Source organism: Halococcus sediminicola (genome assembly GCF_000755245.1).
In the GTDB taxonomy this organism is placed as follows: domain Archaea; phylum Halobacteriota; class Halobacteria; order Halobacteriales; family Halococcaceae; genus Halococcus; species Halococcus sediminicola.
Window position 1 is genome coordinate 21,961 of sequence record NZ_BBMP01000025.1, and the last position, 14,398, is coordinate 36,358.

The window sequence follows — 14,398 nt, forward strand, 5'->3', positions numbered from 1 at the left end:
TTAGGCCGGAACCGCCGAAGGTAGCTCCCGCACCACACTCGGCAACTCGTCGATATCCGCTTCACGCAGCCGATCATCGCCCACCAGCAAGCGCAACCGTGGCCGCCCAACGTCGATCGGCACTTTCTCGGTCTCAATCAACCCTCGCTCTTCGAGGCGGGTTTTCGTCCGCGAAAACGTCGCCTTGCTCGCCACGCCGGTGTCCTCGCCCCATTTCGAAATGTCGTACAACATCTTCTCATGTCTGGCTGCCACGAGTAAACTCACCCCTACCTCGTCCAGAACGGTCTCATCGCGCGTACTCCCGAGCGAGTCCAGTACCACCCGGAAGTCCGATTCGACCTCTGAGCCGAACTCCTCGCCAAGCGACTGCTCGACACGCGAGCGCGCTGGCGTCCGCAAATCGAACTCCTCGCTGCTCTCCCACGCGCTGTACCAGCGCTCGCGGGCCGCCTCGACGAACTCCGCATCGTCAGTCCCGAGTGCACCGACGAGTCCTTCCGATGTGACAACCGATACCACCGTCTCGTCGGTCACTAACAGCGTATTCTCTAACTCCTCTGTGGCGGCCCGTATTTCGAGCATCTCTGCTTCGATCAACTCCGCTGCCGTGCTCGCCAGCACGAAATCCTCCCGGAGCCATTTCAGCACGTCTTCTCTAACGAGCAAGCGTACTTCCGGTGACTCTTCACTCTCGGAGAGTACCTCGACGAGCCCACTCGTTGCCTGTTCGCTGAAGTTGACCGCGAGAATCTCCCCAACCTCTCCATCGAGAAGGGCGCGAAGACTCTTACTAACGGACGTCTCTATGCTGTGTGATGCTGTGGTCATACAGTATCAGTAAGCGGTGAAGCTATATCCCCATTGTGCCATTATCTTAGCTCACTCGACCATGCATCAATAGGATGGAGGTTCACACGCGACGGGTTCGGGATTCGCTCCCTTCGCCAGCAATCTATCACAAAAAACTCAATCGAGCCTCACGAGTGGCCAGCCCAGCCGCTGCTGCTGAACATCCTTATGTAACTCTTCGTGGGCAGTAGATGGCGATTGTTACACAAGGCGCGCTGGCTCGCTCACGGTTTTCCGAGGTACTCCGAAGTGAGCGTCCCGCCCTCGCGATAATATCGGTAGAGGTACGGCCCGTGCTTTTCGCCGTCGGTCATGCACGCACACGACTCGTCGCCACAGGTCACCATCTCCTCGACCACTGTTCCCTGCCCGTGGGTAGATTCGTCGACTGGCTCGGCTGCTTCAGGAAGATCGTCCTCGTCGACCGGCCGCTCTCTCCACGCGAGCAACTCCTCGATGTACTCGCGGGTCTCTGCAAGCGTCTCGCTGTCCTGTTTAGGCAGGCCTTCGGCGAGGTATTTCGGCAACCGCCCCGGCGGATCTGGTGGGTCCGGTTCGATCGTGGTTGCCTTATGTAGAATTCGAGGGCACATGAAGCCATCGGGTGTTACATAAGGTCAAATCCTAACGCCCTGCAAGGAGAGATCACCACCAGAACACAACCGTCCGTAGTCGCCGTCTCAACCGCTTTCCACCTGCGTCTCGAACGAACTCGCCAGCGAGAACGAATTAATGGCTTCCAGTATATTTATCAGACAGTTGTGAGAGAAATTACGGTACGATGAGCATGTCGAATGTCTCCGAGGAAGAGATGGAAAGCGCTCGTTCACCAGGAGTGATTGAGGTTCTCAAAGAAGGGGCGTCAATTGCGACAAACGTCCCGATCCTGTTTGGTCTCTACGTTATTGCGGCTATAGCAACCGTCTTCTCAAGCAGTCTCAGCGGATTCGTCTCGATAATCGTCACCGCGATCGGGACGCTAGTCGCCTACAAAGGGATGGGGAAAAACATCGATACGGAGGGGTCGCGGGTCATCTTGATCGTGTACACGTTTCTCGCATCGTTGGTTGCGGGTATTATCGGTGGATTCGCGACGCTTCTGTTAGTGATACCGGGTATCTACGTTACATTGCGATTCCAGTTCACGACGGCGGCTGTGATGCTCGATGAGCGGGGTCCGAGCAGCGGTCTCCAGCAAAGCTGGGCGATCAGTAGTGGGAATGTCTGGACGATTTTCGGTATCGCTGCGGTGTTTTTCGGTATCTCGCTGGTCTTTTCGGGTGGCTCGATTCTCGCGACAGGGGGTATTCCGATGGGAACGACTACAGAGGTGGTCGAGAGCCTTTCCAACCAGATTGTCTATGGGAGCGCTGTTCAGTCAGTCCTGCTCGGGCCGGTACAGCTTTGCTGTACGGTCTATATGTATGAAGCCTTCCGAGCAAAGTAAGTCGAAAACCAGCTCTTCGAAGAATCCGATGAGCTTCGAAACCTGCTCTCGCTGTACTCAATTCCATTGAATCGTTGAACCTATTCACGTATTGCGTCCGTGAATATCTGATAGCTGTAATCAGCCCCTGACATCACATCTTCCGTCATCATTCCACTCAGGAATTGGTGTTGATTCCAGCCGCAGTCATGCGATTCGTCTCTTAGCTAACGACAGATGGCTTTATGCTACCGTATCGAAAGCAAGCAAAATCAGTCAGCGTGCTATCCGCGACTCAGGACATTCGCACTCCCACACTCCGGACACTGTGTCATCGTTCCGAGCGGCGGAGCCTCCACGTGGTCCCACTCGTCGCTACCAGGGGCTGCTTCGAATCTACACTCCAGACACCGCGACGGCAACACTGTCGAGTCACGCTGACTCATATCGATTCCCTGGTTGTGGGAGCGACTCCAACGCTTCGATTTCCGACTCTGCATCGTCATCAACCCGGATGAGTCCTCCTATCATACTGACAGCCACCACGCCATACTCTGTAAAAGTTGCTCCCACCCCTCAGAATGATCGTTCGACCCGCTCCGTTGGTTAAGCCGGAACCGCCGACAACAACTCACGAGCGACGCTTGCTAACTCCTCAGCATCCGCCTCGCGCAGGCGCTCATCGCCCAGCAGTAGACGCAAGCGCGGACGTCCGACCTCAATCGGTACCTTCTCCGTCTCGATCAACCCCTGCTCTTCGAGGCGGGTCTTCGTTCGTGAGAACGTCGCCCTACTCGCGACGCCAATATCCTCACCCCACTGAGAAATATCGTACAGTAACTGGTTGTGTTTCGCTGCCACCAGCAGGCTCACGTCGACCTCATCCAGTTCATCGTCGTCCATCTCCCCAACTGACTCCAGCACAGTCCGAAACTCCGACACCATCTCCGAGCTGAATTCCTCGCCGAGCGAGTCCAAGACGCGCGTGTACGCCGGCGTTCGCAGAGCGAACTCCTCACCGCCCTCCCAGAGGTCGTTCCGGTGGTTACGAGCCGTCCCAACGAATTCCTCGTCGTCGGTCACAAGCGCGGCACTATGCTCGTCATCCGGCGTCAGAAGCGAGATAACTCTCTCCCCAGTCACCACTACCGCGCCATCTAACCGATCGGTGGCCGCCCGTACTTCCAGGATATCCGATTCGAGCAATTCCGCCGCTGTACTCGCCAGTTCGAAATCATCGCGCACCCATTTCAGCACGTCTTCCTCGACGAGCAGGCGCGCTTTCGGCGGGTCGTCGCTCTCGGCGAGTATCTCGACGAGCTCGCGCGTCGAATCTTCGTCGAGATCGACAGCAATGATCTCTCCACTCTCCTCGGCAAGGATCGTCCGGAGGTTCTTGTCAACCGATGTTCTCACTTGGCTCGATCTAATTGTCATAGAGTATCGGTAGCCGTTGAAGCTACATCCACCTTTTGGCTATATTAATGAAAATCTACGAGAATGAATATGGTAGAGAATCTCAAACGCCTGTTTTCGAACGAACGCTTCTCAAGGGAAATCAGCAGCGCACAATAGCTGAACCAACTGACGAGATAGGGAATCCATGCTCTCTTCTCAGCCTTGCTCTGGCTGTGTCTCGAACGAACTCGCCGGCGAGAACTCGGTCAGCTCCTCGATCTCCTGCTCTAAGCGCTCGACTTCCTGCCGGAGGACATCCGCCTCGGGATCATCGCTGACCGCCAGCCGATCTTTCAACCCCTGTAAGCGCGTCTCTTTGCGCTGTTCATCCACCTCAGCCTTGCGCACGTACTCGCTCTCGCTCACGTCGTACACCGCTGATTCGGACACTGGGACGACATCCAGCGCTTCCTCGACCTTGCTCCGATCGACACCGAGCAGTTGCTCGCGGCCGATGCCAGTCTTCGCGAACGCCTCGAGCACTTCCTCGTCGTCCTTGAGCGAGCGGTTCCGCCGTGTCGTTCGCTGGACCGATCCATACTGACCGTGCAGCGGCCGGTCGTGTCCGACACGCTCTAACAGAACATCGGTTACATCCTTGCGCAGGTCGTTGGCGTTGCGCTGGACATCCGAGAGTAGCGTGTAGAGGTTGACCAACACGGGCGTCTCGACATCGCTGAGAGCACTCATATCTTCGCGTTCGAGTGCATCGATCAACAGCAGCATGTCCGAGTAGACATCGATCTCGGGCACCTCGCGGGAACTATCCTGTTGATCGTCTGTACCCGCAGTCGTCGACAGGTGGGGTTCATCATCCAACACCGCGCTCTCGTCAGCCTCGTCAAGCTCGGTTAACGTGTTCTCGCGTTCGTCGAGTACGTAGCGTGGATGGAGTGCGAGCACTGCGGCATACGGCTCGGCTTTCGGCGGGAGGCGTTCGAGGTCGTAGCCCTCGCTCGCGTCGCGTGTGTGCTCGACGAGCGCTTCGAACTGCTCACGCTGGAGAGGTTGTGATTCGCCCGAATCGACGTCCTCGATAATGATGCGCTGGTCCTGGACACCGGTCACTCGGAATCGTTTCGACGCCAACGGCGTGATGAGCGTCGCCTCTGCAGGGAGTTCCTCGCAACGCTCGATCAACGTTCCCCACGTCGCGCCGAACGGAATCGTCATGCCACTACTCAGAGAGGCGCTATCTAAAGAGCCGTGGGCCACACACCCGATTCCGAGTGTAAGTCCAGCGCTTCGAACGATCTGCCGCACGACGAGAGCAAATTATCAATGGCCGCTCATTCGTCGGTTGGGGTGATGCGGACCTGCTCTTCGACGAAGTAGATGTAGCCGCGGCTTTCGAGCTGGGCGAGCGCGTCTTCGGCGTCCGCTTCGGTGAAATGCTCGACGTCGGTGATCGCGTCGACAGCTTCGTCTCTCGGAAGTTCTTCGCCGGTCCCGCCGGCCGCTTCCGTCAACAGGGCAAGCGTATCTTCGGCGAACGGCGGTATCCGCCGCTCCTCATCCATACTTAGTGTTTCAGCCGGCTGTATATGTATCTGTATTCGTCAACCGAGATTACAATTCTTCAAGATGCTCGATACCCTCTTTCGAGACGTTCGCTTCGGTAATCGTCTCAGGCATCCAGTCGGGTTTGTCATCTGGGGCGTCGCTGCGCCACGCCCACCCCTCGTAGTTGTGCAGTTTCTTCGTTCCTTTCTCCCGGAGACGGAACTGACTGCGTGATGCCTGTTCTTCGCTCTCTGCCGGGTCGAATTTCCGAGCGGCTTTGAGCGCTGCCTGTCGTGGTACCTGTCCCGAGTACACGCTCGTCTCCTCGCCGTTCTCCTCGCGCAAAACGAAGTTTCGCTTGTCGCTTGCCATGAGTTTCTCACCCGAATATCGCACTACTATGTGATAAATGTACTCCAGTCCAGCGATTTTCCACGACAGATAGCCGCTCTCTACGGCCGAATAGGACTGTTATCGATCTGGAGAACTGTCTGAGTCGTTCTGCACTCGCGTGAACGCGAAATTCTCGCGAACATCGGTGATCTCGACGGTCACTTCATCCTCGGGGCGCGCTTCTGGGACGATCAGCACGTATCCGCGCTCGACTTTCGCGATCCCATCGCCTTGGTCGCCCAGCGTCTCGATGGTCACCTCGCGGATGTCACCGCTCGATACCGGTGGCGTTGACGGCGACGACGTCACTGCTGTCGCCGACGGTTCAGCCGGTTGACTCTCACTTCTTGGCTGGGGCTCGTCCAAGATCACCACGCGATAGGTCTCGCCAGCCGAAACCCGCCCCATGTCGAGTTCCTCTCGTGGTATCTCGATACTGTAAGAGCCTTCATCCTCTTCGACCGATGCGGTGAACAGACACTCCAGCTGGTCAGGGATCTCGACCATTAGACGCTCTCCGTACTGGTAGTGTTCAATACCGTTCTTGAGGAGTAGCTTCCCAAAGATCGAATACCGCGAAGAGAAACCCTATTCATGGATTTCAGGCTTCGGCTTCAACAGTCACGTACTGCTCTTCCCACTCGCGGCGGGCTTCGATCTCGCGGTGGCCTCGCTGGGTGACCTCGTAGGAGTTCGTTCGCTTGTCGATCTGGTCCTTCTCGATAAGTCCCTTCTCGACGAGTGTATCGAGGTTCGGGTAGAGGCGTCCATGGTGGACTTCTGTCTCATAGTAGTCGTCGAGTTCGTCCTTGATTGCCAGCCCTTTCGGCTCGTCTTGTCCGGCAGCAGCGTACAGCAGATCGCGCTGGAAGCCAGTCAGATCATACATGCTCCAAAGGTGGTTGTTCTATCAGTTAAAATATATCGATATACAGATGTCGGGCGAACTATTGAACCTATACACTCTTCGAAACTGCCAAGAAACTTCATAACAGAGGCGTTGTCCTGCCAACTCTCATCACACATCATCTCCGAGAAGACGGTTTGCACCTTAGACCAATCCTAACCAGGCGAATTTCTCAAAGTCGCACTCTCGCCGAAGATGAATAGGTCAGCTGTGAACAACGGGGGTTGGAGCTACTCCCAACAACGATGTGAGTGGCACCAGTGGATCTTTTTGTCATGACTACCTTGTGTAACAGACGAAGGTCATAGGGCCACCAATTGTTACACAAGGCTAGCTGTCAACGTCAGAAGGTAGATCCATCCCCCTGAGACGCAGCATCCTCGGTATCTCTCATCCCACCTGCTTTCTGCCGGTCTCGAACGTGCTCCATACAGTCCAAATTTCGATAATTGGTCGATAGAATAAAGTGTCACGGCTCAACCGACTCTACTATGCCCGACTGTCTGAATTGTGGTGCGGTCGTCACCGAACAGTACGTTCGCGTGTTCGCTCCCACGGGAATGGAATCAGTCCGCGTCTGTCCGAACTGCCCCGACATGGTTCGAGAGGGAAGCGAAGTGCGCGAGGCGAGATCGTCTCGACAGTGACCGCTGACCGCTCCGCTGATCACCCCGACATCAGTCCCTCTCAATAGCGACGAGTGTCGAAACAACCACCTATGTGCCAGAGAGTAGCATTGCCATCTGAGTCTCACATCGCAGGGTGCTGTCTTGTTGAAATCGGCCTGCGAGATGGAGCGAGAGTGCCTGCTACCCTGTTGCAGTTGGGTTCGTATTCGGGGGCAAAAACGAGTTCCGCATAGTCATTATAGCCGTTGTTGGAGGATGAGACGTAGCTTTGAGTGCTCGGGTTCAGTTGTTGAGGTCAAATCACGTCGTCTGGATCGTGAGTGTCTTGCATTCGCTGTACTTCGGCAGTGTATTGCTCTTGAAGGTCGGGATCGTCGACAGAGCCGAGATTGTTCGGATCAGCGTTGACGGCCGCCGTGGTGTCGCGGGCATCAGTAAAGGAGGTTAGTGCCCGTTCTTTGCGGTAGTACTGCTCACCATCGGGAGTTGCGTAGGTGAGGATAATCAGATTCTGCTCGTCGTCAGAGTAGGTTCGTTCGACCAGCCATACACGGACACCATTGTCCAGTTGCTCCGTCATATTCGCCTGATTACTGCGCCGCAGGATTAAATGGTGGAGATGGTAGATGAGTGAATTGCCAGACACACAGAAAACAGATTTGCAAGATACGCGCCCTGTATCTCACACGCTGTATCTCTCAACTGCTGGAGAGGACTCGTGCAAAACTATGGATTGTTCCGATAATCCCCATAGCTTCTTCCGTATTCAGAGTCCATCGACCGTCGATCTAGATGCTCCCCCATTCCGGCTCAGAGAAGCCACTCAGTTCATGGGTCGATCTCGTAGTGTGCGATCTCAGTCGAGGCGCAGAATGGGCATGTCTCAGTCTTCGGTTCGACGTTCGCCCCGCAGTTGCGGCACTCGACGACGGACTCCTGTGTCGAGTGTGAGAGCATCCGTTTGACTGTCTGTATCATGAAAGGGAAAGAGAGCGTGTGACAGTGCTCTTTCGAGGTCCAGACTGTGGTCCTCAGCGTGGATAGCTCCCAGCTGATTATAGAAGCTTTCGAAGCGCACTGAAAGTGAACTCTCGTCAATTTCGATGTGCTGGTCACCCGTCGGTCGGCGTAATGCGAACCTGCTCGTCGACGAAGTAAATGTACCCGCGGCTTTCGAACTGTGCGAGCGCGTCTTCAGCGTCCGCCTTGAAGGCCCGGTGCGAGCAATACTATTCATACTATCTATACTAGCCATTCAACTCATATTTTCCATAAGATTCATGGCAAGAGAGATGATATAACCACGTGAACCAATGCGACCGTTTTCGCGCCGATGTCAACGACGACTTCGACGAGGTGGAGTATGAGAGTTAATCGGCGAGGGGGACGGCAGTGATGCACCGCCGCGGTCATATCGGAATAACGATGCTCGCGTACGCCCCTATCGCTTTCTTTCTCCTTCGTGAGCGCCGATTGAGTCTCGCTTTGCTGGGCTTATTAGGTGTGATCGTCGTCGAGCCGCTCCCAGACAACGATATGTGGATTCCTGGTCTCTCTCATCGTGGAACCAGCCACTCGCTGTTCGCAGCACTGGTAATCGGAAGCGTGCTCGGAGCGCTCGGCTGGGCCGTTGGCGACCAACTGGGCGCGTTCCTCGCCGGTCTCGACCCATCGGCGATCGGACCCTTCGCCGCTGTCTTCGAGATCGTCGGCGAGCAGCTGCGCGGACTCGACGAGCGTGCGCTCGCCACGTTCGGCTTTGCGGTCGGAGTCTTCGGTGTTCTCGGTCATCTGCTCGGCGACGTCATCACCGTTTCCGGCATCAAGCCACTCCTCCCGCTCTCACGCTGGCGTCTCTCGCTCAGTTCACTCCGCGCCAAGAACACGCTCGCGAACAACACGCTGCTCATCCTCGGTGTGGGGGTGCTCGTGCTCATCGCGTTCATAACTGCGCCGGCAGGCATCGCGATGCCTGCCGATGTCTCGCCGGTCGGAACCGCCGCTGGCCAGAGCACCAACGCGACGAACGCGACTATCGAGTTCGCAAACCAGACGTCTAACGGGTCGAACGTCACTATCAAGAGCGTAACGCTCCCCGAGGGCGGCTTCATTGCGCTTCACAGCAGCGGCTATACGACCGGAGCCGCGTCCGCAGAATCCTCGATTATCGCTACGTCAGGATATCTCGACGCGGGCGAGCACACGAACCTCACTCTCCCAGTTGACCAAGCACCGTGGGGCAACTATCCGGGCTTGAATCGTTCACAACTGAACGAATCGGCACCGCTGACGATGGTCGCCTACCGGGACACGAACAATAACGAGCGGATGGACTACGTCGCCTCAGTCGGCGCGAACGATACGGCCTACACCATCAATGGAAGCCCGGTTGCAGACTCGGCGGGCGTCAGCGTGCCGACCAAATCCCCCGAGCAAGCATCGGTGACCGTTCGTAACCAGACGTTTCAGGATGATTCGCTGACGATCGAGAACGCGACGCTCCCCGAGGGTGGATACATCGTCATCCACAACGACAGTTACCTCCCGCCGGAGAGCGCGCCCACCGAGAGCGCGGTCGGCATCACGTCATATCTCGAACCGGGCAACTACACCAACGTCGACGCCCCGCTGATTAAGGGCGCTGTCGCATCCGATCAGACGCTGGTCGCGGTGCCCTACCGAGACACGAACGACAACCAGCGCTACGATTACGTCGCCAGTGATGGCTTCCAAGACACAGCCTACGAGAACCGAACGCGAAACCAGACAACAGTCGTCAACGACACGGCCAGCATCGTCGTCGAGGAGGCTGAAAGCGGCTCCGAGAGCATGGCGGGTACGGAGACCACCGAACGCCCAGCCAATACCTCGACGCCGTTCCTCATCACGAACCTCTCGGTGAGCAACCGGACAGCGTACGTCGACGACGAAATCATGGTCACAGCATGGGTTGAAAATCCCACGAACAGCCGTCTCGAAGGCGAGCTCGCGCTCGCTACGGCTGGAGACACGGCCGAGACACAGGACGTTGCGCTCTTTCCGGACGAGAGCCGGGCCGTAACGTTCGAACATTCGTACGATTCGGCCGGCGAGTACGTCATCAAGGTCGGGAACCGGACCGAGCGCGTTCGCATCGCCGAAGAGGGCGCACCGCTGACCACGACCGCAGCCCCGGAGACGAACGCGAGCGCGAACGGGTCGGCGAAGGGTGCTCAGTCCGGCGGGGCAATCGGCCTTACCAGTCCGCCGGTCCTCATCGCGGCGGCGCTCCTGCTCATCGGGGTTGGCTGGTACGTCAAGCGCCAACAGAATCAGAACGATTTCTGATATGGGGACGTCCAGACGGAGGTTCCTTGCCGGATGCGCTGGCTGCGCGGCGGCGGTAGCGATGCCGACCGCGGCCGAAGCGCGGACGTTCGGCGACGAGAACGGGCCGAGTAGGCCGGATTTGCCGAGTTCGTCAGTAGGAGATGTCTCGCTTGAAGGCCAAGCGGCGATGGCCGATGTCGGGCGTCGCTTTCAGCAGCAGCGCCCGCAGATGCAGCGCACGGTCAGCGCCGTCGACGATCTTGGTCTTGATCCCACAGGCAACGAGCCGGTCAACGGCACGCTCGGTTCGGCCCTGTCGGGCATGTCGAACACGCGCGTCGTCTTTCCGAGCGGCGGGACGTTCGCTCTCTCAGGACAAGTGACGGCCCGGCCGAGCGGTCCTATCGAACTCGTCGGCAACGGTAGTTCGTTCGTCATTCCAGCAGGAGAGGAGACAAAGAGTCTGACGCTCGTATTGGAGGGCGGCAGTCTCGTACGCGATATCGTTATCGACCAGAGCACCGAGGGAGTCGTCCAAGAACTCAGCATTCAGGCGGGTAACGGGGTTGTTCGTGCCGAGAACGTGACTATCAAAGGCTACGCGCCGGCGAAGTCGAACGTCGGCCCGACGGGCAATGACCCGGAGGTGGACGCAATGTTTTCGCCCATCGCACGGAGTAGTGGTTCGGTCGTTCAGGTCCGTAACCTCACCGCGGTCGGTGGGACGGCCGCCGGGACGCACGACGAGGCGGACCTCCCCGAATCAGCGCCGGAAAATCGTCTCGGAGCGCCGATGGGGGTCTGGGTCGGGAAGGCCAACGCGGGCACGATCCAACTCGTTAATCCAGAACTCCGGGCTTGGTCGAACGGCATCTACGGCGGACGGACAACCGGAATCGTCGAAATCCGTGGCGGGACGTTCGTCAACAACTTCAACGCACAGACGCGCGTCGGCGGTGGATCGGTCGTCGACGGGGCCTCGATGCTACTCGATGACCGCCAGTGGTCGGACAAGGGACCGTTCAAAATCGGCCATCAGGGCGTCTATGCGGTGCGAGTAGATGCGAAATACGGGAACCAAACCGACCCGGCGGAGTTCAAGAATCTCAAGATAGTGGCGAACTCGATGCGCGAAGGATCCTCGCTATTCGATTGGGAGAGCGCGTCTGGCCCCGGTATCGTTCGCAACTGCCACATTACGAACCACCTCGACCGCCCGGTGTTCCTCGGTGAGAGTCCGTCGGCTCCGGCAACGACGAACATCATGGTCGACCAGTGCCTCATCGACGGGAACTCCTCAGCGGCTGTGATGGAGATGCAGGGCCGTCCGCAGTCGAAGATTCAGCGAACATGCGTCACGACGCCCGAGGCGGGCCCAGAAGGCGTCAGCGGGGCGCAAATCGGGCCGGGGATGAGTTTCGGGCAGTGCACGAGCGCGGGTGGATTGGCTGCGCCGGACAAGGTCGGTGCCGGCGGAAACATCAGCGCGCTCCCCGCGCCGAGCTACAACGGCACCGGAGCGGCTGGCATGGGCGGAATGGGTGGGGCTGGCATCGGAAAAGCAGCGCTCGCCGCGGCTGGGTTACTGGTTCTCGTCGGGGCTGCTATCCTAATCGGCGTGCCGGCGGGAGCGGCGGGGCTGGGGGTGCTCTCGTCGCTGATTTTAAGCTATCTCCTCGACGATGACTGACCCGAAACGCTTCGTCAGACCCACGGACGAGCAACGAGTACCGTGGCGAACACGAGCGCCGCCCACAGGAGCAGCGACACGAAGTCGTGTAGATGGCGACCGACTCTCAGCTGGCCGAGCGTCACAATCGGGCGCGTCAGCGGGAATGCGACCGCGCCCGCGACTATCATCGGAATCGCTGCCCACAGGTAGCCAGTCATCACGAGCATCCAGACGCCCAACAGCAGGCAGAACCCGCCGACGAGGGTCGCCGACGTCGAGTCGACACTCGACCGGAGACTCTGTGGCTGATTCGTTCTCATGCCGGCCTTTTCACGTCGCTGACCTTTATTGTTCCGACGATTCAATACATACGTCGTATGGGAAATATTGGTAGCAAAATATTTATGCACCGAATTCAAAGCGGAAAATGGACATGGCAGACAGACCGGACGAATGGATTGAGGAGGCAAAACACATCGTAACTGAGCATGAACGGCCGGCTGGAGCGGCCCTCATCGTCCAAGGAGTGGCGCTGGCGCTACTCTACTTCTCGGCTGCAATCCCCGCAGCGGCACAGGAGAACGTCTGTGCAACGCCAATCGGCGACTTCACGAACGGGCTGATTACGGCCGCACTCGGAGTCGGGCTGGCGCTGGTGTTTCTGGGCCTCATCGTGAGCTTTGGCGGCCGCCCGCTCGCCTTTTCGGGGAACGCAATGGGCAAGCTCTCGTCGATGTCTTCGAACGCCATCATTGGCCTCATCGGCATCGTGTTCGTCGCCGTGATTTTCTCGTGGGTGCTCGCGTACGCGCCCATCGACATCCCGCAGGGCTGCGTCCCGCTGGGAGGATAGTGACCCGAGCAGCTGCCCGACGGCTCTGTGTTGTTGCTGTCGGATTTTTTCTCGTCGCAAGCCTCGCCACCATGGGTATCTCCGGCGGTGGAGTAGTAGCGGGGCAGGCGACAAACGGGACGAACGCCTCCGCGACCACACCCGACGGGCAACTCGGCCAGCTCAACGGATCGAACGATACCGACACGGATTCAAACCAGACGACGCCGCTCGATGCGTCGAATCAGCGCAATCAGACGGGTGCTATCGGCGGGGCGAGCGGTGGGCTGACCGGCGGGAACGTGAGTGCGAGCATTCAGGGAAACGGCAGTAGCACCACCAGCGGCAGCAGCGGTGGCGGGCTGTTCGGCTTCTCGATGAAGAAGGACGTCATTCGGCCGACGATGAACTCGACGCGGACGATGCTCGCCAACGGCACGGTGTGGATGCTCAATCAGTCGCTCGAAACGACTGTCGGCACGCCGGTCCCACAGGACGACAACGACGACGGTATCGTGTTCGTGCCGACGAACGACCCGTGGCAGGGTCTCTACAACGACTTCTTCATCCCGTACATCTTCCCGCTGGCGACCGTCCTCGCACTGCTCGGGATGATCATCGAGTGTGGTATCATGCCATGGGAGGCGCTGCGGAATCCGACCTACTCACAAACCCGCGCGTTCGTCACGTTCGTGCTGACGCTCGTGGCGATTGTATTCACGATGCCGATTATCACCGTGATGCACGCCTTCGTCGACGTGCTGGCGACGAACGTCGCACCCGATGCGGCGGAGCTGATCCAGAGTACGAAGGGATTGATGAACCTCGGTGCGGGGTCGATTCTCGGCATCGTCACCGCCTACGCAGTTGGCTACACCGAGGTACTCATCCTCGCGTTCATCTACGCGCTTCGCTACGGCGCGCTGTTCATCCTGCCGTGGTTCCTCCCGCTACTGATTGCGCTTGCGTACAACGCGCCGCACGACCGCCTGTCGAACCTCTCGTCGGAGCTGCTCTGGCAGTACATTGGCCTGTTGATTCAGGCGGTGCCGGTGGCCTTCCTGTTCCGCGGCGCGTACGAGATGGAATGGGACTTCGGCATCGGCGGGCTAATGGGACTGCTGGCTTCGGCGGCCATCTTCCTCGTCGCGGCCGCACTCCCGATTGTCACGTCGATTGGGATGTTCAAAGCAGCCCCATCAGTCCAGTCGGTAGCATCGGGCGCGGCCGGCTACGTCGCCGGTTCGTCGGCGAGTGACTACGCTCGCCAAGCGCCCGGACAAGCCGCTCGCGGTGGCTATCAGCGCATGGCGAACGTGAAAACAAGCATTAAGGAGCGTGTGGCATCGCTCACCGAAACGGACGAAGACGGGGATCCATACAGAAACGGAATCCCCGCAAGTGGAGAACTCTAAAC

The 14,398-nt window shown here is 58.4% G+C and carries 16 protein-coding genes; 6 read left to right on the top strand and 10 right to left on the bottom strand.

Going from position 1 to position 14,398, the window contains the following annotated elements; translation table 11 throughout:
- A complete protein-coding gene (gene tbsP, locus ACP97_RS15975; protein ID WP_049998839.1) occupies window positions 1-831 on the bottom strand; it encodes a transcriptional regulator TbsP in 831 nt (276 codons plus the stop codon).
- Between the two features lie 245 nt (window positions 832-1,076).
- Complete coding sequence (locus tag ACP97_RS15980; protein WP_049998840.1) at window positions 1,077-1,445, bottom strand: DUF6788 family protein; 369 nt, start codon at window positions 1,443-1,445, stop codon at window positions 1,077-1,079.
- A 188-nt stretch (window positions 1,446-1,633) separates the two neighbouring features.
- On the opposite strand from ACP97_RS15980, the gene ACP97_RS15985 reads away from it, so the two are divergent.
- Window positions 1,634-2,299: a hypothetical protein gene (locus tag ACP97_RS15985; protein ID WP_237561216.1), complete on the top strand. Its 666-nt coding sequence runs from the start codon at window positions 1,634-1,636 to the stop codon at window positions 2,297-2,299.
- Between the two features lie 585 nt (window positions 2,300-2,884).
- On the opposite strand, the gene tbsP (ACP97_RS15990) is transcribed toward ACP97_RS15985, so the two are convergent.
- From tbsP (ACP97_RS15990) to ACP97_RS16015, 6 genes are all read right to left on the bottom strand, one after another.
- Window positions 2,885-3,715, bottom strand: coding sequence for a transcriptional regulator TbsP (gene tbsP, locus ACP97_RS15990; protein WP_049998841.1), 831 nt, complete (start codon window positions 3,713-3,715; stop codon window positions 2,885-2,887).
- Window positions 3,716-3,892: 177 nt separating this feature from the next.
- A complete protein-coding gene (locus ACP97_RS15995; RefSeq protein ID WP_049998842.1) occupies window positions 3,893-4,909 on the bottom strand; it encodes a hypothetical protein in 1,017 nt (338 codons plus the stop codon).
- Window positions 4,910-5,025: 116 nt separating this feature from the next.
- Entirely contained in the window at window positions 5,026-5,256 is a 231-nt protein-coding gene (locus ACP97_RS16000; protein ID WP_049998843.1) for a hypothetical protein, read from the bottom strand.
- A gap of 49 nt (window positions 5,257-5,305) precedes the next feature.
- On the bottom strand, window positions 5,306-5,611 hold the full coding sequence (locus ACP97_RS16005; protein WP_049998913.1) for a non-histone chromosomal MC1 family protein: 306 nt from the start codon (window positions 5,609-5,611) through the stop codon (window positions 5,306-5,308).
- Between the two features lie 99 nt (window positions 5,612-5,710).
- Window positions 5,711-6,139 (bottom strand): TRAM domain-containing protein, encoded by a 429-nt coding sequence (locus ACP97_RS16010; RefSeq protein ID WP_049998844.1) that lies wholly within the window; start codon window positions 6,137-6,139, stop codon window positions 5,711-5,713.
- 94 nt (window positions 6,140-6,233) lie between these two features.
- Complete coding sequence (locus ACP97_RS16015) at window positions 6,234-6,521, bottom strand: helix-turn-helix transcriptional regulator (RefSeq protein ID WP_049998845.1); 288 nt, start codon at window positions 6,519-6,521, stop codon at window positions 6,234-6,236.
- A 509-nt stretch (window positions 6,522-7,030) separates the two neighbouring features.
- Here ACP97_RS16015 and ACP97_RS20545 point away from each other — a divergent pair.
- Window positions 7,031-7,186 carry a DUF7563 family protein gene (locus tag ACP97_RS20545; RefSeq protein ID WP_202593646.1) on the top strand — a complete coding sequence of 52 codons (156 nt, stop codon included), beginning with the start codon at window positions 7,031-7,033 and terminating at the stop codon, window positions 7,184-7,186.
- A gap of 277 nt (window positions 7,187-7,463) precedes the next feature.
- Here ACP97_RS20545 and ACP97_RS16020 read toward each other — a convergent pair whose 3' ends face one another.
- A complete protein-coding gene (locus ACP97_RS16020) occupies window positions 7,464-7,748 on the bottom strand; it encodes a hypothetical protein (protein WP_049998846.1) in 285 nt (94 codons plus the stop codon).
- Window positions 7,749-8,563: 815 nt separating this feature from the next.
- Here ACP97_RS16020 and ACP97_RS16025 point away from each other — a divergent pair.
- Both ACP97_RS16025 and ACP97_RS16030 read left to right on the top strand, forming a co-directional pair.
- Window positions 8,564-10,495 (top strand): metal-dependent hydrolase, encoded by a 1,932-nt coding sequence (locus ACP97_RS16025; RefSeq protein WP_079977689.1) that lies wholly within the window; start codon window positions 8,564-8,566, stop codon window positions 10,493-10,495.
- A gap of 61 nt (window positions 10,496-10,556) precedes the next feature.
- On the top strand, window positions 10,557-12,167 hold the full coding sequence (locus ACP97_RS16030) for a hypothetical protein (protein ID WP_154020050.1): 1,611 nt from the start codon (window positions 10,557-10,559) through the stop codon (window positions 12,165-12,167).
- A gap of 14 nt (window positions 12,168-12,181) precedes the next feature.
- Here ACP97_RS16030 and ACP97_RS16035 read toward each other — a convergent pair whose 3' ends face one another.
- Window positions 12,182-12,469: a hypothetical protein gene (locus tag ACP97_RS16035; protein WP_049998849.1), complete on the bottom strand. Its 288-nt coding sequence runs from the start codon at window positions 12,467-12,469 to the stop codon at window positions 12,182-12,184.
- 113 nt (window positions 12,470-12,582) lie between these two features.
- Between ACP97_RS16035 and ACP97_RS16040 the strand changes: the two genes are divergently transcribed.
- Both ACP97_RS16040 and ACP97_RS16045 read left to right on the top strand, forming a co-directional pair.
- A complete protein-coding gene (locus ACP97_RS16040) occupies window positions 12,583-13,002 on the top strand; it encodes a hypothetical protein (RefSeq protein ID WP_154020051.1) in 420 nt (139 codons plus the stop codon).
- A gap of 71 nt (window positions 13,003-13,073) precedes the next feature.
- Window positions 13,074-14,396: a hypothetical protein gene (locus tag ACP97_RS16045; protein WP_049998851.1), complete on the top strand. Its 1,323-nt coding sequence runs from the start codon at window positions 13,074-13,076 to the stop codon at window positions 14,394-14,396.
- Window positions 14,397-14,398 lie beyond the last annotated feature (2 nt).

Excerpts from the sequence above, each read along its gene's own strand:
- tbsP (WP_049998839.1), bottom strand. The coding sequence starts at position 831 with ATGACCACAGCATCACACAGCATAGAGACGTCCGTTAGTAAGAGTCTT.
- ACP97_RS15980 (WP_049998840.1), bottom strand. The coding sequence starts at position 1,445 with ATGTGCCCTCGAATTCTACATAAGGCAACCACGATCGAACCGGACCCA.
- ACP97_RS15985 (WP_237561216.1), top strand. The coding sequence starts at position 1,634 with ATGAGCATGTCGAATGTCTCCGAGGAAGAGATGGAAAGCGCTCGTTCA.
- tbsP (WP_049998841.1), bottom strand. The coding sequence starts at position 3,715 with ATGACAATTAGATCGAGCCAAGTGAGAACATCGGTTGACAAGAACCTC.
- ACP97_RS15995 (WP_049998842.1), bottom strand. The coding sequence starts at position 4,909 with ATGACGATTCCGTTCGGCGCGACGTGGGGAACGTTGATCGAGCGTTGC.
- ACP97_RS16000 (WP_049998843.1), bottom strand. The coding sequence starts at position 5,256 with ATGGATGAGGAGCGGCGGATACCGCCGTTCGCCGAAGATACGCTTGCC.
- ACP97_RS16005 (WP_049998913.1), bottom strand. The coding sequence starts at position 5,611 with ATGGCAAGCGACAAGCGAAACTTCGTTTTGCGCGAGGAGAACGGCGAG.
- ACP97_RS16010 (WP_049998844.1), bottom strand. The coding sequence starts at position 6,139 with ATGGTCGAGATCCCTGACCAGCTGGAGTGTCTGTTCACCGCATCGGTC.
- ACP97_RS16015 (WP_049998845.1), bottom strand. The coding sequence starts at position 6,521 with ATGTATGATCTGACTGGCTTCCAGCGCGATCTGCTGTACGCTGCTGCC.
- ACP97_RS20545 (WP_202593646.1), top strand. The coding sequence starts at position 7,031 with ATGCCCGACTGTCTGAATTGTGGTGCGGTCGTCACCGAACAGTACGTT.
- ACP97_RS16020 (WP_049998846.1), bottom strand. The coding sequence starts at position 7,748 with ATGACGGAGCAACTGGACAATGGTGTCCGTGTATGGCTGGTCGAACGA.
- ACP97_RS16025 (WP_079977689.1), top strand. The coding sequence starts at position 8,564 with ATGCACCGCCGCGGTCATATCGGAATAACGATGCTCGCGTACGCCCCT.
- ACP97_RS16030 (WP_154020050.1), top strand. The coding sequence starts at position 10,557 with ATGCCGACCGCGGCCGAAGCGCGGACGTTCGGCGACGAGAACGGGCCG.
- ACP97_RS16035 (WP_049998849.1), bottom strand. The coding sequence starts at position 12,469 with ATGAGAACGAATCAGCCACAGAGTCTCCGGTCGAGTGTCGACTCGACG.
- ACP97_RS16040 (WP_154020051.1), top strand. The coding sequence starts at position 12,583 with ATGGCAGACAGACCGGACGAATGGATTGAGGAGGCAAAACACATCGTA.
- ACP97_RS16045 (WP_049998851.1), top strand. The coding sequence starts at position 13,074 with ATGGGTATCTCCGGCGGTGGAGTAGTAGCGGGGCAGGCGACAAACGGG.